This is a genomic window from Streptomyces sp. NBC_00038, from assembly GCF_026343635.1.
GTDB lineage: Bacteria > Actinomycetota > Actinomycetes > Streptomycetales > Streptomycetaceae > Streptomyces.
Map to the genome: position 1 here is coordinate 4,046,368 of NZ_JAPELQ010000001.1, position 18,926 is coordinate 4,065,293.

An 18,926-nucleotide genomic window follows, 5' to 3' on the forward strand; every position below is an offset into this window, starting at 1 on the left:
GTTCGGTCCGGGCAGCGGGTTCAGGACGCCTGCGGCAACCCGTAGGCGTCCGCGATCAGTTCGTACGAGCGCAGCCGCAGGTCGCCGTTGTGGGCGTGCGACGTGAGCATCAACTCGTCCGCGCCCGTGCGCTTCTGGAGGTCGTCGAGGCCTGCACGGACCTCGTCCGAGGTGCCGTGGATGACGTTGGAGTTCCAGGTATCGATGAACTCCCGCTCCATGGGGCTGAATTCGTACGCCTCAGCCTCCTCCGGGGTCGGGACCAGGCCCGGTCGGCCGGTGCGCAGGCGGACCATGTTCAGGGCGGCGGCCAGGACCTGGCGGCGGGCCTCCTTCTCGTCGTCCGTGGCGAGGGCGGAGACGCCGATGAGGGCGTACGGGGCGTCCAGGACGGCGCTCGGGCGGAAGGACTCGCGGTAGAGGTCCAGGGCCGGGATCGTGTTCTGGGCCGAGAAGTGGTGCGCGAAGGCGAAGGGGAGGCCGAGGGATCCGGCGAGTCGGGCGCTGAAGCCGGAGGAGCCGAGGAGCCAGATCGGGGGGCGGTGCGGGGACTGGACTCCGCCGGGGGAGGTCGACTGGATCGGGCCCGGGACGGCGTGGATGCGGGCGTATCGGTGGCCGGGCGGGAAGTCGTCGTCCAGGAAGCGGGTCAGCTCCGCGAGCTGTTCGGGGAAGTCGTCGGCGCCCTCGTTCAGGCGGTCGGTGCGGCGGAGGGCCGCGGCGGTGGCGCCGTCCGTGCCGGGGGCCCTGCCCAGGCCCAGGTCTACTCGGCCCGGGGCCATCGCCTCCAGGGTGCCGAACTGCTCCGCGATGACCAAGGGGGCGTGGTTGGGGAGCATGACTCCGCCCGAGCCGAGGCGGATGCGGGTCGTGTGGGCTGCCAGGTGGGCGAGGATCACCGCCGGGGACGATGACGCCACGCCCGGCATGGAGTGGTGTTCGGCCACCCAGTAGCGGTGGAAGCCGCGGGATTCCGCGAGGCGGGAGATCTTGACGCTGGTGCGGAGGGCTTCGGTCGCGGTGCGGCCTGCGCCGACTGTGACCAGGTCCAGTACGGAGAGAGGCACCGGGGCGGTGCCCTCTACCTTGCCGCGGATCTCGTCCGTCTCGTTCACCGGGGTGCCTCCTGTTTTCGTGCGTCGCGCTGTCCGCGGGGTAACAGGAGGGTGTCCCCGGTTATTCCCCGGGGGCGGGTGGGGTGGGGCTGGGGGAAGGCGTTTTTCGCCCCCTCCGCCCCTACCCGTCCCTTGCTCCTGGGGCTCCGCCCCAGACCCCGCTCCTCAAACGCCGGAGGGGCTGAATCTTTCCCCGGCCGGAGCTGAAATCTTTCGCCCCGGGCGGCAGATCCTTCGCCTCGGCGGCAGATCCTTCGCCCCGGGGGCAGATCTTTCAGCCCGTCCGCTGAAATCTTTCAGCTCCGGCCGGGGGGAGATCTTTCAGCCCGTCCGGCGTTTGAGGACGAGCGCGTCAGCGCGACAGCGGGGGTCTGGGGGCGGCAGCCCCCAGGAACGGGACGGGTAGGGGCGGAGGGGGCGAAAAAACCACCCCTCACACCTGCACCACCGGCTCCTTCGTGAACAAGGTTCCCAGCTCAGGGGCGTTGACGCGGCGGCTTGCCAGACGTAGCGCCTCCCAGACCGTGACCTGGTTCGCGGTGAGGACCGGCTTGGAGAGGGCCGCTTCCAGGGCCGGGATCCAGGACGCGGTGTGGAGGGCCGTGTCGGGGAGGAGGACGGCGTCCGCGTCGGGGTGGTCGGCCTCGCGGGCCAGGGTGAGGACCTCGGCCTCGCCCCAGGTGCCGACCTCCGCGGCGGTGATGATCCCGGAGGCGCGCACCGAGACCACCTCGACGCCGGCGTCGTTCAGGAACGCGGCGAAGAGCGCGGTCACGTCGTCCGGGTACGTCGCCGCGATGGCAACCCGGCGAACCCCCAACTCCCGTACCGCGTAGGCGAAGGCGAAGGAGGTGGAGGACGCGGGCAGACCCGCCGACCGGGCGAGGGCGCGGACCTGCTCGTGGGCGCCCTCCCACCCGTACACGAAGCTCCCACTGGTACAGGCCCACACCACCGCCTCGGCCCCCGACAGCCGCAGCTCCTCGACCCCCGCCGCGAGCCGCGCCGCCGAGCCCATCTCGAGGAGCGCGTCCACCCGGTGCGCGTCCTCGCCGATGTCCGTGTGGACGACGGGCAGGCGGATGTCGCTGCCGAGCAGCTGCTCCATGCGCGGGTAGTCGTCCTCGGCCGAGTGGCCCGGGTAGAGGAATCCCAGTGCGGTCATGCCCAACCTTCCTGCTGGTTCGGTTCCGGCAGTACGGGGCCGCGCTGACGGGCCGACTCGTCCAGCAGCGCCTGATAGGGCCCTACCGCCCGGGTACCCAGTTGCCGCAGGGCTGCCCACATCGTCACCTGGTTGGCCGAGATCACCGGGATCCGCAGTTCGGCCTCCAGCTGGGGGATGACGTCGTACGTCGGAAGGTTGGTGCAGCTGATGAAGAGCGCTTCGGCGGAGTCCCGTACGCTTCCGCGGGCCATTTCCACCACCTCGCGGTACGGGACCTTCCAGATGTGGCTGGTCAGGCCGAGTGAGGCGCGGCCCGTGACCGTGATGTCGGCCTCGGCCAGGTACTCCTCCAGGGACTGCGTCACCGAGACCGTGTAGGGGGTGACGAGCGCGATACGGCGGGCGCCCAGCTCCCGCAGCGCGTCGAGCAGGGCACCCGATGTGGTGACCGCCGGGACCGCGCCCGCCCGTGTCATCGCCTCGCACATCGCCCGCTCGCCCGCGACCCCGCCGACGAAACTGCCCGAGGTGCAGGCGTACGCGACGACCTCGGGCGCGACCGCGTTCAGCGCGCGTACCGCGTCGCCGAGCGTCTCGTGCTCGGAGACAAGCCGGGCCAGGTCCAGGCTGACCTCGACCGGCACGAAAGGGGTGCGGGTGAGGTGCAGGGAGACGTCGTCCGGGACCCAGCGCCACAGTTCGCGGTCGAGGGCGAAGTCGAACGGGGCGACGACGCCGATGCCGCGTTGCGGGCGGGGTCCGCCGAGAAAGGAGACGTCCATGGCAGGCACCGGCCTCACTGAGGGAAACGGGTGAGCAACGGACCGTACGCGGATCCGTGTTGACGAAGGTAGGTTCGGGTGCGAGCGTGGTCAATCCGCGCATCTCAGACGGCTACGGCCCACCCTCACCTCTTCAGAGAAACTCCCTTCAGAGAAGCGGACCCGTATTGCGAAACGGTTTCCCGACGATGCCCGATACGACTCTGCTTGTCCTAGACGCCGAACCGCTCCCCCGCCTCGGCAAGCTCACCGGGCGGGTGCGGATCGAGCACGCCGACGCGTCCACGCTGGCCGAGCGGCTGCCGCGGGCCGACGTCCTGCTGGTCTGGGACTTCACCTCGCACGCCGTGCGCGACGCCTGGCCCGGTGCGGGTCCGCGGCCGCGCTGGGTGCACACGGCGAGCGCGGGCGTGGACCATCTGATGTGCCCCGAACTCGCCGCGTCCGACACGGTGGTGACCAACGCGCGCGGAGTCTTCGACGAGCCGATCGCGGAGTACGTCGCCGCGCTGGTCCTCACGATGGCCAAGGATCTGCCGAGGACGTGGGACCTGCAGAGGCGGCGGGAGTGGCGGCACCGGGAGTCGCAGCGGGTGGCGGGCACGCGCGCCTGCGTGGTGGGTTCCGGGCCGATCGGGCGGGCGATCGTCAAGTCCCTCAAGGCACTTGGCATCACGACGGCCCTGGTGGGGCGCACCCCGCGGACCGGCATCCACGGCCCCGAGGAGCTGGACCGACTGATGGCGCGCGCCGACTGGGTGGTGTCCGCGGCGCCGCTCACCGAGGCCACGCACGGCATGTTCGGCGCGCGGCGCTTCGGGATGATGCAGCCCTCGGCGCGCTTCATCAACGTCGGACGCGGGCAACTCGTCGTCGAGGACGCGCTCGTGGAGGCGCTGTCGAAGCGGTGGATCGCGGGGGCCGCGCTGGACGTCTTCGAGCACGAACCGCTCGGCCCCGACAGCCCGTTGTGGGACATACCCGGGCTGATCGTGTCGCCGCACATGAGCGGGGACACGGTCGGCTGGCGCGATGAACTCGGCACGCAGTTCGTGGAGTTGTACGAGCGTTGGGAGGCGGGGAAGCCCCTTGCCAACGTCGTCGACAAGAAGCGTGGGTATGTACCGGGGCACTGAACTCCCCAGCTCCCTCTGGCCGTGAAACTGAACTCCCTTTGGAGGGGCCGATGTCGGAACTCACCGAGCTGACCGCCGTGCAACTGGTCGACGGCTACCGCAAGGGCGAATTCAGCCCCGTGGACGCGACCCGCGCGGCCCTCGATCAGGCCGGCCGCGTCCAGCCCGCCGTGAACGCGTTCGTGCGGCTCGACGCGGACGAAGCCCTCACGCGGGCAGGGGAGTCGGCGGAACGCTGGCGGCGGGGCGCACCCGCGGGCCTGCTCGACGGCGTCCCCGTCACCGTCAAGGACATCATCCTGCAGCGCGGCGGCCCAACCTTGCGCGGCTCCAAGAACGTGGATCCGCACGGCAGTTGGGACGAGGACGCGCCGTCCGTCGCCCGCCTGCGCGAACACGGCGCCGTCTTTCTCGGCAAGACGACGACACCCGAGTTCGGCTGGAAGGGCGTCACGGACTCGCCGCTCTCCGGAGCGACGCGCAATCCCTACGACGTCTCGCGCACCGCGGGCGGCTCCAGCGGCGGGAGCGCGGCGGCCGTCGCGCTCGGCGCGGGTCCGCTGTCGCTGGGCACGGACGGGGGCGGCAGTGTCCGTATCCCGGCGGCCTTCTGCGGGATCTTCGCGCTGAAGCCGACGTACGGGAGGGTGCCGCTGTATCCGGCGAGCGCGTTCGGGACGCTCTCGCACGTGGGGCCGATGACCAGGGACGCCGCCGACGCCGCGCTGATGATGGACGTGATCAGCGGGCCCGACGCGCGTGACTGGTCGGCGCTGGGGCCGGTGACCGGCTCCTTCGTGGACGCGCTGGAGGGTGGGGTGCGAGGGCTGCGGGTCGCCTACTCGCCTTCGCTCGGCGGGCAGGTCGCGGTCCAGCCGGCCGTCGCGGCGGCGGTACGGGGGACGGTGGAACGGCTCGCCGGGCTCGGCGCGTACGTCACCGAGGCCGACCCCGACTTCACCGATCCGGTGGACGCCTTCCACACGCTCTGGTTCGCCGGGGCGGCCCGTGTGACCCAGCGTTTCGGGCCCCACCAGCGGGAGTTGCTCGACCCCGGCCTCCGCGAGATCCGCGACCTCGGCGCCCGCGTCAACGCGCTGGAGTACCTGGCCGCGGTGGACGTCCGTATGGAGCTGGGCCGGCGGATGGGCCTCTTCCACGAGTCGTACGACGTCCTGGTCACGCCGACGCTCCCGCTGACCGCGTTCGAGGCGGGCGCGGAGGTGCCGAAGAACTCCGGCCACCGCCGCTGGACGGGCTGGACCCCGTTCACGTACCCCTTCAACCTGACCCAGCAGCCCGCGGCGACCGTCCCGGTCGGACTGGACGCGGACGGCCTCCCGGTGGGCCTGCAGATCGTGGCCGCCCGCCACCGCGACGACCTCGTCCTGCGCACGGCACACGCGCTGTACGAGGCGGGAGCCGCGGGGGTGGCCGCGCCGAGGTTGCCCTAGGCGCGCCGGAAGCTGAGCGTCTCCCCCAGCGCCCCCGAGCGCCACAGGTCGTTGCAGGCCTCGGCCATCGCGTCGAGGCCCTCGGTCACCTGGCCCCAGACGATGCCCGGCACCCAGCCGACATCGCCGTTGATCAGCAGGTTGTTGCGCTCGTAGAAAAGGGCGAGGTCGACGACCGTGGCGCCCGACTTCACTTCGGTGTCGTAGCCGTACGCCTTGGTGCCCAACTCTGTGCCCTCGAAGGCGAAATAGCACAGATCGCCGGGTATCGGGGTGACTGTCGGGTTCTCCAGGGGTGGTTCCGTGTGCGCGAAGGGTGGGAAGAGGGCGTAGATCTCGTTGCGCGCGTACTTCGCGTGGTAGACGTCGCCGCTCAGCGGGAGGGCGTCCCACACCGCCGCGCAGGTGATCGGCGCGCGGTCGTCGAGCAGCTTCGCCGTGCAGTGGACTCCCCGCTTGACCAGGGAGATCTCGATGTGGCGGTCGGTATCGCGGTTGGTCATGCACTCCATGGTCCCGCCGCGGTCAAGAGGGCGTGCCCCGGGATCGGGGAGGCGCACGGGGCTCAAATCGATCCGCATAAGTCGCGTCGGCTCGGGTAGCCGCGCGGCCATGGCTCCATCACTGAGAAACGACACGAAGAACGCGAGGGACGCGGAGAAACGAAGGCCCAGCCGGCGGGCGCTGCTCGCCGGCGCCTCGGCGCTCGGTGCCGTCGGGGCACTGGGCGCGGCCGGTTGCAGCCGGGTCGCCACGGCGTCCGGTGTGGACGGCGGTGATCTCCTGGACCGGCTCAAGGCGCAGGGCGTCGTACGGCTGGGTATCGCCGGTGAGATCCCGTTCGGCTACATCGACACGGACGGCAAGCTGACCGGTGAGGCGCCGGAGCTCGCGAAGGTCATCTTCAAACGGCTGGGAGTGGATCGCGTCCAGCCGGTTCCGATCGAGTTCGGCTCGCTCATCCCCGGACTTCAGTCGCAGACCTTCGACGTCGTGTCCGCGGGGATGTACATCAACCCCGAGCGCTGTGCGCAGGTCATCTTCTCCGACCCGGACTACCAGATGCTCGACGCGTTCATCGTGCGCAAGGGCAATCCGAAGAACCTGCACGACTACAAGGACGTCGTCGCGGCCAAGGCCAAGTTCGCGACCGGGACCGGCTACGCCGAGATCCAGTACGCCGTCGAGGCCGGGTACAAGGAGAGCGACATCCTGATCGTGCCGGATCAGGTCGCCGGGCTGAACGCCGTGGAGGCGGGGCGTGCCGACGTCTTCGCCGGGACCGCGCTGACCGTCCGTGAAGTGGTGAAGAAGTCCGCCAAGACCGAGAGCACCGAGGCCTTCGCGCCGCTGGTGGGCGGCAAGCCGCATGTCGACGGCGGCGGCTTCGCCTTCCGGTCGGCCGAGACCAAGCTGCGGGACTCCTTCAACGTGGAGCTGAAGAAGATGAAGGACAGCGGCGAGCTGTTCCGCATCCTTCAGCCCTTCGGTTTCACCAAGGCCGAGATGACCGACATGACCGCGAAGGAGCTCTGCCGCGGATGACATCGGGACTCTGGGAACTCGTACTCAAAGGGGTCTGGGTCACCGTCCAACTGCTGTTCTTCAGCTCGCTGTTGGCCGGTGCCGTCTCCTTCGTCGTGGGCATCGCGCGCACCCACCGGCTGTGGATCGTCCGCTTCCTCGCGGGCTTCTACACCGAGGTGTTCCGCGGTACCTCCGCACTGATCATGATCTTCTGGGTGTACTTCGTGCTGCCGCTCGCCTTCGGCTGGCAGCTGGTGCCGATGTGGGCGGGCACGCTCGCGCTGGGACTGACGTACGGGGCGTACGGCAGCGAGATCGTGCGCGGCGCCCTGACCGCGGTCGATCCCGCGCAGCGCGAGGGCGGTGTCGCGCTCAGCTTCACGCCCTGGCAGCGGATGCGGCTGATCCTGCTGCCGCAGGCGATACCCGAGATGATCCCCCCGTTCTGCAATCTGCTGGTCGAGCTCCTCAAGGGCACCGCCCTCGTCTCGATCATGGGGATGGGCGACCTGGCGTTCAGCGGCAACCTGGTGCGCCTCGCGTTGCAGGAGAGCACGGAGATCTACACGTACATCCTGCTGATCTATTTCGTGATCGCCTTTCTCCTCACGCGGGTCATGCGCGGTCTGGAGAAGCGGCTGAAGGCCGGGATCGGGAAGGCTCCGACACCCGGCTGGTCCAAGTTCTCGCTGCGCCGTGAGATGGCGAACGCGTCCGACGGCGGAACGGGAGGCCGATGATGAAATGGGACTGGAGCGCGGTCGGTGACTTCATGCCGCATTTCTGGGACGGACTGCTGGTCACCCTGCAGGCGCTGGCCCTCGGCTCGGTGATCTCCTTCGCGCTCGGGCTCGTGTGGGCGCTGCTGATGCGGACGCCGAGCAGGTGGGTGCGCTGGCCCGTGGGTGTCGTCACGGAGTTCGTCCGCAACACCCCGCTGCTGGTGCAGTTGTTCTTCCTCTTCTACGTACTGCCCGAGTGGGACATCACGTTCTCCGCGCTGACCACCGGTGTCGTCGCGATCGGGCTGCACTACTCGACGTACACGATGCAGGTCTACCGGGCCGGTATCGAGGGCGTGCCCGCCGGCCAGTGGGAGGCGGCCACGGCGCTCAGCCTGCCCCGGGCGCGCACCTGGACCGCGGTGATCCTGCCGCAGGCCATCCGACGGGTGGTCCCGGCCCTTGGCAACTACGTCATCTCGATGCTCAAGGACACCCCGCTGCTGATGGCGATCACCGTGCTGGACATGCTCGGTGAGGCGCGGCTGTATTCGCAGCAGCATTTCCAGTTCACCGAACCGCTCACGGTCATCGGTGTCGCCTTCATCCTCATTTCCTATCCGGCTTCCCTGCTTCTGCGAGCCCTGGAGCGACGTCTTGTCCGCTGACACGAATCCCACCGACACGAATCCTGCCGACACAAATTCCGCCTACGCGAAATCCACTGGTACGAATCCCGGCGAGCTGATCCGTTTCGACCGCGTCACCAAGCGCTTCGGGGACAACACCGTTCTCGACGGCCTGGACTTCACCGTCGATTCCGGGAAACACGTCACGCTCATCGGGCCCTCCGGCTCCGGCAAGACGACGATCCTGCGGATGCTGATGACGCTGGCGCAGCCCGACGAGGGCACGATCACGGTCGCCGGTGAGCGGCTCTTCCCGGCCGGTGAGAAGGAGGTCCGCGAGGTCCGCAAGAAGATCGGGATGGTCTTCCAGCAGTTCAACCTGTTCCCGAACATGAAGGTGCTCAGGAACATCACGGAGGCGCCCGTCACCGTCCTCGGCATGTCCAGGGACGAGGCCGAGGCGCGCGCCCGGGAGCTGCTGGACCTGGTGGGTCTCGCGGACAAGTGCGACGCGTATCCGAGCCAGTTGTCCGGTGGCCAGCAGCAGCGCGTGGCGATCGCGCGGGCGCTGGCGATGCGGCCGCAGGTGCTGCTCCTGGACGAGGTTACGTCCGCGCTCGACCCCGAGCTGGTCGCGGGTGTCCTCGATGTCCTCCGTGACATCGCCCGCACCACCGACATCACGATGCTCTGTGTGACCCACGAGATGAATTTCGCCCGGGACATCTCGGACCAGGTCCTGATGTTCGATTCCGGCCGTGTCATCGAGTCCGGCCCGCCGGAGCAGATCTTCAGCGATCCCGGCCAGGAAAGGACCCGGGAATTCCTCAGTGCGGTCCTTTGATTGCGGTGAGTGAACACGGCCGAATAGGGTAAGGGGCGAGGTCCGGATCGTGGGGCATGCCTTACGCATAACGCCTTCGGCATATGCCAGGGTGGCGCGTTCCTGCTGAGCGGCTTGGGGCGCGCCACCAATCTCGTCAACAGACGCTCACAGCAAGCACTTTGACGGCTATCGTGGTGGAAGCTCAGCTGTCCGAAACAGGGCCCAGAAAGCGCAGGGGGAAACCGTGGCGCTGAAGAACGAGCCGACCGCGCCGTACCACTCGGCCCAGGACGCCCTCCGCGTCCTGGAGACGGTGTCGCGGCACTCCACCGGTGTCCTCGACACCGAGATCGCCCGCCGCACCGGCCTCGGCCCGGACCGCCTGACCACACTGCTGCTGATGCTGCGCCGGGAGGGGTACGTCGAGCAGGTCGCCGACGGTGCGTACGTCAGCGGCGCCGCCCTCAACCGCCTCACTTCCGCCCAGGGCCGCGACCGGGCACTGCGCGAGAAGCTCCAGCAGACCATCGACCGGCTGCGTGACACGGTCGGCGCCGCGATCTACATCAGCCGGTACGTCGACGGTGAGATCCACGTCACCCAGTACGCCGACGGGCCCGCGACCCCCGCGGTCAACGAATGGGTCGACTTCCGCTCCTCAGCCCACGCCAGCGCGATCGGCAAGAGCCTGCTCGGCCAGCTCGACCACAACGGACGCCGCGACCACCTCTCCCGCCACAGGATGGCCCGCCTCACCTCGCGCACCATCACCAACGAGCGGCTGCTGCTGTCCCACCTCGAAGCCCAGCCGGCCACCGTTCCGGTGCTCGACCTCCAGGAGTACGCGATCGGCACGGTCTGCGCGGCGGTCCCCATCACGGCGGGCTCCTCCGTCGGCTGCCTTGCCCTGTCCCTGCCCGTCGAGCACGCGCACCGGCTGCGCCAGGCGGCCGACTCACTGAACCGCGGGGCGGCCCCGGTGCTCCTCTCCCTGGCCATCTAGGTGGTCCGGAGCACCCGAGCGGACCAGGTAGTATTTCTTTTGTCGCCGCCCGCCGAGCGCGGGAGGCGAGAGTCATGCGCCGCTAGCTCAGTTGGTTAGAGCAGCTGACTCTTAATCAGCGGGTCCGGGGTTCGAGTCCCTGGCGGCGCACAATTGATGAAGGCCCTCCACGACGTGGGGGGCCTTTCACGTATGCCTCAGACGGTCATGCTCAGACCGCCATGCTCAGCCGGCCGTGACGAACTCCGTGAGCACCCGGGCGAGCAGCGCCGGGTCCCGCGCCCCGCACAGTTCGCGCGCCGAGTGCATCGACAGACCCGGCACGCCCACGTCGACGGTGGCGACGCCGAGGCGGGCCGCGGTGATCGGGCCGATCGAGGTGCCGCACGGCATGGCGTTGTTGGAGACGAACGGCTGCCAGGGCACCCCGGCCCGTTCGGACGCGGCGGCGAACGCGGCGACGCCGGTGCCGTCGGTGGCGTACCGCTGGTTGACGTTGACCTTGATGACGGGGCCGCCGTTGGGGAGGGGGCGGTGGTCGGGGTCGTGGCGCTCGGCGTAGTTGGGGTGGACGGCGTGCGACATGTCGGAGGAGACGCAGAAGGCGCCCGCGAGAGCCCGGTTCCAGTCCTCGCCGCTGCCGCCGCGGGCCGTGACACCGCGGCTCAGCACCCGTTCCAGAAGGGGGCCCTGGGCTCCGGACTCCGAGCCGCTGCCGACCTCCTCGTGGTCGAAGGCGGCGAGTACGGGGATGTGCGCGGGCGGTCGGGAGGTGGCGGCGGCGACCAGGACCGTGACGCCCGCGTGCACGGAGATCAGGTTGTCCAGGCGCGGGGAGACGATGAACTCCTCGTCCGCGCCGAGGTAACCGGGCGGCTGGATGTCGTGCAGCATCAGGTCCCAGCCGAGGATCTCGGAGAAGCCGGTGTCGGCCTCGTCGGCGATCCGGCCGAGCAGGGCGCCGGGTTCGGTGCCGCCAAGGCCCCACAGCGGGGTCATGTGCCGCTGCCGGTCGAGGGTGAGTCCCTCGTTGACGGTCCGGTCGAGGTGGATGGCGAGCTGCGGCACACGCAGCAGCGGCTTGTCGACGCGGACCAGCCGGGTCGACCCGTCGCGCAGCGTCAGCCGCCCCGAGACGCCGAGGTCGCGGTCGAGCCAGGTGTTGAGCGGCACCCCGCCGTAGATCTCCACGGCTATCTGCCGCCACCCCGCCGAGCTGGTGTCGGGCGAGGGCTTGATCCGCAGGTTCGGCGAGTCGGTGTGCGCGCCGATGATCCGGAACGGCGTGCGGGCCGGGGCGCCCCGCGGGACGTACCAGGCGATCAGCGCACCACCCCGTACGACATAGCGGCCGCCCTCGGCGCCGGTCCAGTCGTCCGTCTCGCGCAGCTCCTCGAAGCCCGCCTTCTCCAAGCGCTGGGCGGCGCTCGCCACCGCGTGGTACGGCGAGGGGGAGGCCTTGACGAAGGTGAGCAGGTCGTCGCTGTGACGGCGGGCGTCAGCGGGGTCGTTCGCGGTGTCATGCGTGGGGGACATGAGTGCCTTTCAGGTGGTGTTGAGGGTTGTCACGACAAGCAGGCACAGGCAGGCACATGACAACCGCCTATGTGGGAAGGCCCGGCGCCGACGCGGTTGTCCGGTGCATCCTCCCCCCGTGGAGCGCGGGGGATTCCTCGCGGGCTCATGGATGTACGGAGCCGCGGATCCCTGGATCCATAGGGGCGGCGGCCATGCCGTCCGGGGCCCGCTCAGCCCCGCAGATATGCCAGTACGGCCAGCACCCGGCGGTGCGTATCGTCCGCCGGAGGCAGATCCAGCTTCCCCAGGATGTTGCCGATGTGCTTGCCGACCGCCGCCTCGGAGACGACCAGTGCGCGGGCGATCGCGCCGTTGGACTTTCCCTCGGCCACCAGGCCGAGGACCTCGCGCTCGCGCGGTGTCAGCGCCTCCAGCGGATCGCGCCGACGGCGCAGCAACTGCCGTACGACTTCGGGGTCCACGACCGTGCCGCCCTCGGCGACCCGCCGCACCGCCTCCGCGAACTGCTCGACCTGGCCGACGCGGTCCTTCAGGAGGTAGCCGATGCCGGTGCCGTCCCCGGTGTCGAGGAGTTCGGCGGCGTAGGCGCGCTGCACGTACTGGCTGAGGACGAGCACCGGGAGCCGTGGGTCCGCCGTGCGCAGGGTGAGGGCCGCGCGCAGGCCCTCGTCCTGGAAGCCCGGGGGCATTCTTACGTCGGTGACGACGAGGTCGGGGGCGTGCGCCGAGACCGCGTCGCGGAGGGTGTCCGCGTCGCCGACCGCCGCGACGACCTCGTGCCCGAAGCGGTTCAGCAGCCCGACGAGGCCCTCGCGCAGCAGCACGCTGTCCTCGGCGAGCACGACTCTCAGCAAGGGATCTCCATCGTCAGCACGGTCGGCCCACCGGGCGGGCTTTCGACGGTCAGTGTCCCATCGAGGACGGCCAGCCGGTCGGCGAGTCCGGTGAGCCCGGAGCCCGATCCGGGGTCGGCTCCCCCGCACCCGTCGTCCCGCACCTCGATCCTCAACCGGCCCTCCTCGTAACGCCCTTGTATCCACGCGCGCCCCGCCCCGCTGTGCCTGCCCACGTTGGCGAGCGCCTCCCGCACCGCGAAGTACGCGGCGGACTCCACCGATTCGGCGAACCTCCCCAGCTCCACGTCCACCTCCACGGGTACGGCGGACCGGTCGGCGGCGTCGGCTATCGCGTCGCCGAGACCGTAGTCGGCGAGCACTTGCGGATGAATCCCGTGGATCAACTCCCGTAGCTCGACGAGGACTTGGTCCGCTTCCGCGTGGGCCTCCGTCAGTCGCGCCGCCAGTTCGGGCGGCGCGTCGAGGCGGGCCAGGCCGAGCCTCATGCTCAGCGCCACCAGCCGCTGCTGCGCCCCGTCGTGCAGATCCCGCTCGATCCGCCGCCGCTCGGCCTCGAACGCCGCCACCAGGCGGGCCCGGGACTTCGTCACTTCCGCGAGCCGCCCCTCGGCCTGGCGCGGCGCGAGCAGCGAGCGGGTGAGAGCGGCGCGGGCACGGGCGTACCGCACGAGCGGCCACCGGAGTACGAGGATGAGGACGACCCCGCCCGCGGCGCACAGGAACGCCTGCGGGTACGTGTCGATCAGCCACAGCTTGACGCTCCGGGTTTCGTCCCCGCCGACGATCGCGAGCTGCGCCGGCGTCCCGATCATCGCGCCGGGGATCGCGAGGGCGACGGTCAGCACCACCGCATCCAGCGGCCACAGCACGACCGCGAGCAGCACGGCGTACGCCAGTTCGCGCCAGGTCGCCTGCTCGGAGAACCGCAGCCTGGCCCAGGCGGCCGGTCCGGGCTCGTCCGGGTTCCGGTGCGGGGTGGGCAACGGCGCCGGGTCGACGAGCCGCAGCCGCCACCGCTCCAGCGCCCCGACGGGTACGCCGGTCAGCGCGAGCAGCGCCAGGAGCGGCAGCCCGACGAGCACGGGAGTCAGCGCCGCTCCGGCGATGCCGAGCAGCAGCATCCCGACGAGCAGCGGGGCGCCGACCAGAACACCGCTGATGAGGTACCGCACGGAACGGGTCACGCGCTCACGGTAGGCGGAGCGCGACCTCAGGGAACATGGGGTCCGTGGGTGTACCAGGGGTAGGGCTGGGCATACCTTGCCGCCGGTTCGGGGCCTGCCCTGCCCTCGCCGCCGGGCGGGGCGGCGCGAACCCCACCGCCGGGCCGGGCTCGCGACTTTCACCGCCGCGTCAGGCCCCGCCACCCTCACCACCGAGCCGAACTCGCCACCGTCACCCCCGCTCTACGGCAGGTGTGGGCTGGCTCACTCCTGACGCGTACGGTCCCCTGGGGCCGGCCTTGGCTGATTTCGCCCCCTCCGCCCCTACCCGTCCCGTACCTGGGGCTGCCGCCCCCAGACCCCCGCATCGCGCTGACGCGCTCGTCCTCAAACGCCGGACGGGCTGAAAGGACCTTCCCCGGCCCGGGGCTGGAGAGCGCAGCTCCCGCGGGTGGGTGGGGGTTCGGGATGGCCGGTCTCGTCCTCAAACGCCGGACGGGCTGACACCGGGCGTGCCGAAGCCGCCACCCTCACCACCGAGCCGAACTCACCACCGTCACCGCCGCGTCAAGCCCCGCTCCCCCCACCACCGAGCCGGACTCGCCACCGTCACAGCCAGGCCGAGCCCGCCACCCTCGCAGTCAAGCCGGGGCCCGCCCTACCTCCCCAGCAACTCCTCGCGCCCCCGCGCCCGGTACTCCGCGAGCAACTCCTCGACCTCCGTCTCCGCCAGCCTCCGGTACGCGGACTCCCCCGGCGGCCGCCACCACACCGGGTCCGCGCACCTGAAGCCCTCGCGGCGCAGCCCGACCCGGTGGATCTTGTTCGTCGCCGTGACGGGCATCCGGTCGACCATCCGTAGGAAGCGGGGGGCCATCTTGGTGCCCAAGTCGGGCTGGGACAGCAGGAATTCGCCGAAGTCGAGCGGATCGAAGGAGGTGGCGGAGCGCAGCGCGACGGCCGCCATGATCTGGTCGCCCGCGACCGCGTCCGGCACGGCGTACACCGCCACTGCGGCAGCGCCCTCGTACCGGGCGAGGATGTTCTCGATCACGGCGGCGGCGAGGTTCTCGCTGTCGACGCGCAGCCGGTCGTCGGTGCGGCCGGCGAAGTACAGGTAGCCGTCGGCGTCCCGGTAGAAGAGGTCGCCGGTCCAGTACCAGCCCTCGCGCCTGCGGTCGGCGTCCGCGGCCGGGTTGCGCCAGTAGCCCTCGAAGGGGTTGGGCCCCCGGTTCACCAACTCCCCTATCGCCTCGGCCCCGTTGAGCAGCCGCCCGTCCCCGGCGAAGACGGCGGCCGGGCATTCGCGCCGCGTGCCGGGGTCGACCACGGCGAGGTCGTCGCCGGGTGCCGCCCGTCCGATCGCCCCGGCCGGGGTGCCGGAGGTCCGCTGGATGGCCGCGCCGCCCTCCGAGGAGCCGTACCCCTCGACGAGGCGCACCCCGAAGCGCCGTTCGAAGGCGGCCGCGTCGACCGCGCCGGCCTCCGTCCCGAAGCCCATGCGCAGTGGGTTGTCTCGGTCGTCGGGGCGGGCCGGGGTCGCCAGGATGTACTGGACGGCGCGCCCCACGTAGGTGAAGTACGTCGCCCGGCAGGCCCGTACGTCCGCGAGGAACCCGGAGGCCGAGAAGCGCCGCCGCAGCGCCACGCCCGCGCCCGCCGCCAGCGCGGGTGCCCAGTCGGCGATCACCGCGTTGCCGTGGAACATCGGCATGCAGATGTAGTGCGTGTCCTCCCGCCGCACCCCGAAGTGGTCGACGAGCGACTGCCCCGCGGCGGCGAGCCTGCCCTGCGTGCAGATCGCGGCCTTGGGGGCGCCGGTCGAGCCGGAGGTGAAGTAGAGGAGGAGGCGGTCGTCGGGGGACGCCGAGGACGCGTCGGGCTTCGTGCCCTCGTACGGCGCGAGGAGGTCGGCGTATGCGTCCGTGTCGGTCACCAGGACGCGTACGCCCGGGAGTTCGAGGCCGTCGAGGAGCGGCAGGTGGGCCTGTTCGGTGATCAGGACGCGGCATTCGGTGTGCAGGATGTCGCGGGCCAGTTCGGGGCCGCGCCGGGTCGGGTTGATGCCCGCGACGGCGGCACCCGCGAGGGCGGCCGCGCTCAACCACATCGGGTACTCGGGGGTGTTGTCGAGCAGCACACCGAGGTGCGGCGGCTCGGCACGCGGCGGCAGCAGGTCGGCGAGCAGCGCCGCCCGGGCCGCCGCGCCCGCCGCCACCCGGTGGTGGCTCAGGACCCGCCCCTCGAACCACAGCCCCGGCCGGTGGTCGTTCCACCGTTCCTGCACGAGCTCCGCGACGGTACGCCTCATGGATCCCATGGGGGCGCACCATAATTGACGAATCGTCAGATGGGGAGGGTCGCGAGACCTACGGCCCCTCGTAGGGCACGTCCGGCTCCACGTAGGTCACGTCCGGCCCCCCGAAGGGCATGTCGAACCACGAGGTCATCTCGTGATACGTGACCATGAAGGCGACGGAGAAGGCGACGACGACCCCGAGGAAGATCAGGATGCCGATCGTGCCCGCGGCGGCCTTGACCGGGCTCGGCGCGTGGGCGGTGGCCTTCTCGGGCCGCCCGGCGGTGTAGTGGACGGTGACGATGTCGCCTTCGACGACCGTCGAGGGACCGTTGCTTTCGTCGAAGCGGACCGCCCGGCCCTCGCGCGTCCGGAACTCGTAGACATGGTGCAGCGTCGTGGACACGGAGCTGTCGCCACCGCCGCCGCTGGTCGTCGTGTACGAGCGCAGACAGCGCGCCTCGGCGGTCAGCCCGCTGTTCCAGGCGCTGCGCAGCTCCAGCGAGCGGCGGATGATCTTGACCGCCGCGAACGCGGCCGTGGCGATGATCAACCCCGGCACGGCGTAGAAGAACACGTCCATAGCGAATCCCCGTTGTTCGGTGCAGTTCCCCGCACGCCGACCTGGTCTTGTCGGCGTGCGGGGAACCTACCCGCTGGGGATGGAGGTGCAGCTCAAGGGAGCCTCAGAAAACAAGACCCCTTCAGGTCGCACTGGAACGTGACGCTCTAGAACGTGACGTCCGAGCAGGCGTAGAACGCGTTCGCCGTGTCGGCGATCGTCCACACCGCGACGATGACGTGGTGCCCGGTCCGGCCCGTGGGGATCGTGCCACTGTGCGAGATCGTGGACGGCGGGCGCGCGTTGTTGTAGGGGACGGTGAGGAACGGCGTGGTGTTCAGGTCCGAGCGCGCGAGCGCGTGGTTCTGATTCCAGCCCTGCTTGGTGAGGTAGTACTTGAAGTCGGTCGTGGCGTGCGAGGCGGTGAACTGCCAGCGGAAGTTGTAGCTGGCCCCGCCGGTGACCCTGGTCGTCGGCCAGGCGCCGCCCGACGGTGTCGTCGGGCTGTTGAGCTGACCGAATTCGGTGTGGTTCGCCGAGCAGATCTGGCCGTCGGCCGCACCTGCCGCGGGGAAGCCCTTCGGGCCCTCCACGCTCTGCGGCTCCCACTGGATGTTGCCGCAGTTGGTCACCGTGCCGTTCTGACACAGCTTCTGCCGGCTGATGGGGAGATCGGTGTAGCCGTGGCCGCTGGCACCGCCGCTGGAGAGCACGAGCGCTCCCGTCGTGGCGAGGCCGACCATGCCCGCGTACCACTTCGCTTTCCTGGTCGCACGTATGCGCATCCTGCCGCTCCTGAGGACGTGGGGGAGGTTCACATGAGCTGAGCGCGAGATGTTTCAGGTCTAGACCAAGTCTCAGATTATTACCAGGACTTGAACATGTCCAGACCAATTTCAGAAATGGCCGACGCCCGCTTCCCGCCCGTCCCGCACCAACGACTTCGGCTACTCCCCGCTCCGTCCCGTGTAGAACGCCACCGTCAAGTCCTTCACCAGCGCCTTGCGTTCGTAGTCGTCGAGCTCCACCAGGCCCCGCATGGTCAGCCGGGTCACCGTGTCCTCGACCGAGTCGACGACGGAGGTGAGCACGGTGTCGCGGTGCTGGGCGTCCAACGCGGCGATCCGGCGGCGCTGCATCACGGCGGCCACCTCGGGCGCGTACTCGATCTTCGTCGGCTGGGCGGAGAAGACCTCCAGGCCGACCGGCGCCGTGTCCGCGGCCACCAGCCGGGTCAGCGCCTCGCCGACGGCCTCGGTGTTGCGCAGGGTCGCGTCCTTGACGACGGCGGGCGGCAGTTCGGCCGGGAGCCGCGAGAGCACCCGCGAGAGCGCCGCCTCCACACACTCGCGCAGATACGTCTGGTGGTCGTCCACCCCGAGCGTGGCGCGCGCGGTGTCCCTGACCCGCCAGACGACGAGCACCACCACCCGCAGCGCGACCCCGTTCGCGTCGACCGCGGACATCGGCTCACTGCGCCAGTGCCGCAGGCGCACGTCGACCCGGCGGCGCAGCACCAGCGGGTTAACCCACATGAGCCCGGTGCGCCGGACCGTGCCGCGGTACCTGCCGAACAGCCCGAGCACCCAGGCCCGCCCGGTCCGCCCCCGCGCCAGACCGCCGAAGCCGAACAGACCCAGCGCGCCCGCCCCGGCGTACGCGGCCCACTGCGCCGGTCCGAGCCCGGCGCCGCCGTGTCCGGGCAGCCCGAGCGCCTGAGTCACCGGAGGCGGCAGGACCCCCGCCCACCACGAGGTGAGCACACATCCGGCCATCCCACAGGCCCCGGCCAGCACTCCCGCCGCTCCGGGCAGCACCCGTGCGGGGCGCTCCACCAGCTCGGGGTCGATCTCCGGCACCGGGCGCGGGGCGGCCCTGCCGGGCGCGGGACGCCGGACGCGCGGCTGCTCGCCCGTGCCGCGCCGCCGGCCCACGACGGCGGGGGCCAGCGGGACGGACACCGGCTCGGGATCGTCCCTGAACAGCAGATGGACGGGGATCTCGGTGGTCGCCTCGTTGTGGATGAGCCTGGTGGAGCGCGCGCCACCCTCCCACGCGCCGCCGCCCTCCGGTGGCGATTCCGGCCCGGGCGCCCGGGAGGACGGCCCTTCGGAATCCGGGGTGTGTGCAGTCGTCGTACTCAT

General features: G+C 70.7%; 18 protein-coding genes and 1 tRNA gene. 8 read left to right on the forward strand and 11 right to left on the reverse strand.

The features are described from left to right. Positions 1-20: 20 nt before the first annotated feature. The 3 genes from OG219_RS18315 to OG219_RS18325 form a co-directional block, all read right to left on the reverse strand. Positions 21-1,115 (reverse strand): LLM class flavin-dependent oxidoreductase, encoded by a 1,095-nt coding sequence (locus tag OG219_RS18315; RefSeq protein ID WP_266827900.1) that lies wholly within the window; start codon positions 1,113-1,115, stop codon positions 21-23. A 433-nt stretch (positions 1,116-1,548) separates the two neighbouring features. Next, on the reverse strand, positions 1,549-2,280 hold the full coding sequence (locus tag OG219_RS18320) for a decarboxylase (RefSeq protein WP_266827902.1): 732 nt from the start codon (positions 2,278-2,280) through the stop codon (positions 1,549-1,551). Continuing rightward, complete coding sequence (locus tag OG219_RS18325; RefSeq protein ID WP_266827904.1) at positions 2,277-3,065, reverse strand: aspartate/glutamate racemase family protein; 789 nt, start codon at positions 3,063-3,065, stop codon at positions 2,277-2,279. Before OG219_RS18325 ends, OG219_RS18320 begins: the two co-directional genes overlap by 4 nt. 188 nt (positions 3,066-3,253) lie before the next feature. On the opposite strand from OG219_RS18325, the gene OG219_RS18330 reads away from it, so the two are divergent. Then, the gene (locus OG219_RS18330) at positions 3,254-4,201 is read left to right on the forward strand and encodes a D-2-hydroxyacid dehydrogenase (protein WP_266827906.1); all 948 of its coding nucleotides are present in this window, start codon (positions 3,254-3,256) and stop codon (positions 4,199-4,201) included. Between the two features lie 50 nt (positions 4,202-4,251). Further along, positions 4,252-5,655, forward strand: coding sequence for an amidase (locus OG219_RS18335; RefSeq protein ID WP_266827908.1), 1,404 nt, complete (start codon positions 4,252-4,254; stop codon positions 5,653-5,655). Here the strand turns inward: OG219_RS18335 and OG219_RS18340 are convergent. Beyond that, a complete protein-coding gene (locus OG219_RS18340) occupies positions 5,652-6,158 on the reverse strand; it encodes a DUF3830 family protein (RefSeq protein ID WP_266827910.1) in 507 nt (168 codons plus the stop codon). The genes OG219_RS18335 and OG219_RS18340 overlap by 4 nt on opposite strands. 109 nt (positions 6,159-6,267) lie before the next feature. On the opposite strand from OG219_RS18340, the gene ehuB reads away from it, so the two are divergent. The 6 genes from ehuB to OG219_RS18370 all read left to right on the forward strand — a co-directional run bounded on the left by ehuB (position 6,268) and on the right by OG219_RS18370 (position 10,512). Further along, positions 6,268-7,200: an ectoine/hydroxyectoine ABC transporter substrate-binding protein EhuB gene (ehuB, locus tag OG219_RS18345; RefSeq protein ID WP_266827912.1), complete on the forward strand. Its 933-nt coding sequence runs from the start codon at positions 6,268-6,270 to the stop codon at positions 7,198-7,200. Beyond that, positions 7,197-7,922, forward strand: coding sequence for an ectoine/hydroxyectoine ABC transporter permease subunit EhuC (gene ehuC, locus OG219_RS18350; RefSeq protein WP_266827914.1), 726 nt, complete (start codon positions 7,197-7,199; stop codon positions 7,920-7,922). The genes ehuB and ehuC overlap by 4 nt, the downstream gene beginning before the upstream one ends. After that, positions 7,922-8,572: an ectoine/hydroxyectoine ABC transporter permease subunit EhuD gene (ehuD, locus tag OG219_RS18355; RefSeq protein WP_266836137.1), complete on the forward strand. Its 651-nt coding sequence runs from the start codon at positions 7,922-7,924 to the stop codon at positions 8,570-8,572. The genes ehuC and ehuD overlap by 1 nt, the downstream gene beginning before the upstream one ends. 76 nt (positions 8,573-8,648) lie before the next feature. After that, complete coding sequence (gene ehuA / locus OG219_RS18360) at positions 8,649-9,377, forward strand: ectoine/hydroxyectoine ABC transporter ATP-binding protein EhuA (protein WP_266836138.1); 729 nt, start codon at positions 8,649-8,651, stop codon at positions 9,375-9,377. 226 nt (positions 9,378-9,603) lie between these two features. Beyond that, complete coding sequence (locus OG219_RS18365) at positions 9,604-10,362, forward strand: IclR family transcriptional regulator C-terminal domain-containing protein (RefSeq protein ID WP_266827916.1); 759 nt, start codon at positions 9,604-9,606, stop codon at positions 10,360-10,362. Between the two features lie 76 nt (positions 10,363-10,438). Next, positions 10,439-10,512 (forward strand) — tRNA-Lys (locus tag OG219_RS18370). 75 nt (positions 10,513-10,587) lie between these two features. On the opposite strand, the gene OG219_RS18375 is transcribed toward OG219_RS18370, so the two are convergent. The 7 genes from OG219_RS18375 to OG219_RS18405 form a co-directional block, all read right to left on the reverse strand. Continuing rightward, complete coding sequence (locus tag OG219_RS18375; RefSeq protein ID WP_266827918.1) at positions 10,588-11,898, reverse strand: M18 family aminopeptidase; 1,311 nt, start codon at positions 11,896-11,898, stop codon at positions 10,588-10,590. Positions 11,899-12,110: 212 nt separating this feature from the next. Further along, positions 12,111-12,743 (reverse strand): response regulator transcription factor, encoded by a 633-nt coding sequence (locus tag OG219_RS18380; RefSeq protein ID WP_323183349.1) that lies wholly within the window; start codon positions 12,741-12,743, stop codon positions 12,111-12,113. 5 nt (positions 12,744-12,748) lie between these two features. Further along, positions 12,749-13,942 (reverse strand): sensor histidine kinase, encoded by a 1,194-nt coding sequence (locus tag OG219_RS18385; protein ID WP_266827922.1) that lies wholly within the window; start codon positions 13,940-13,942, stop codon positions 12,749-12,751. Positions 13,943-14,579: 637 nt separating this feature from the next. Next, positions 14,580-16,241, reverse strand: coding sequence for an AMP-binding protein (locus OG219_RS18390; RefSeq protein ID WP_266827924.1), 1,662 nt, complete (start codon positions 16,239-16,241; stop codon positions 14,580-14,582). Positions 16,242-16,290: 49 nt separating this feature from the next. Next, positions 16,291-16,803: a DUF3592 domain-containing protein gene (locus OG219_RS18395; RefSeq protein ID WP_266827926.1), complete on the reverse strand. Its 513-nt coding sequence runs from the start codon at positions 16,801-16,803 to the stop codon at positions 16,291-16,293. A 146-nt stretch (positions 16,804-16,949) separates the two neighbouring features. Further along, a complete protein-coding gene (locus OG219_RS18400; protein WP_266827928.1) occupies positions 16,950-17,567 on the reverse strand; it encodes a lytic polysaccharide monooxygenase in 618 nt (205 codons plus the stop codon). Positions 17,568-17,729: 162 nt separating this feature from the next. Further along, a complete protein-coding gene (locus tag OG219_RS18405; protein WP_266827930.1) occupies positions 17,730-18,926 on the reverse strand; it encodes an SPFH domain-containing protein in 1,197 nt (398 codons plus the stop codon).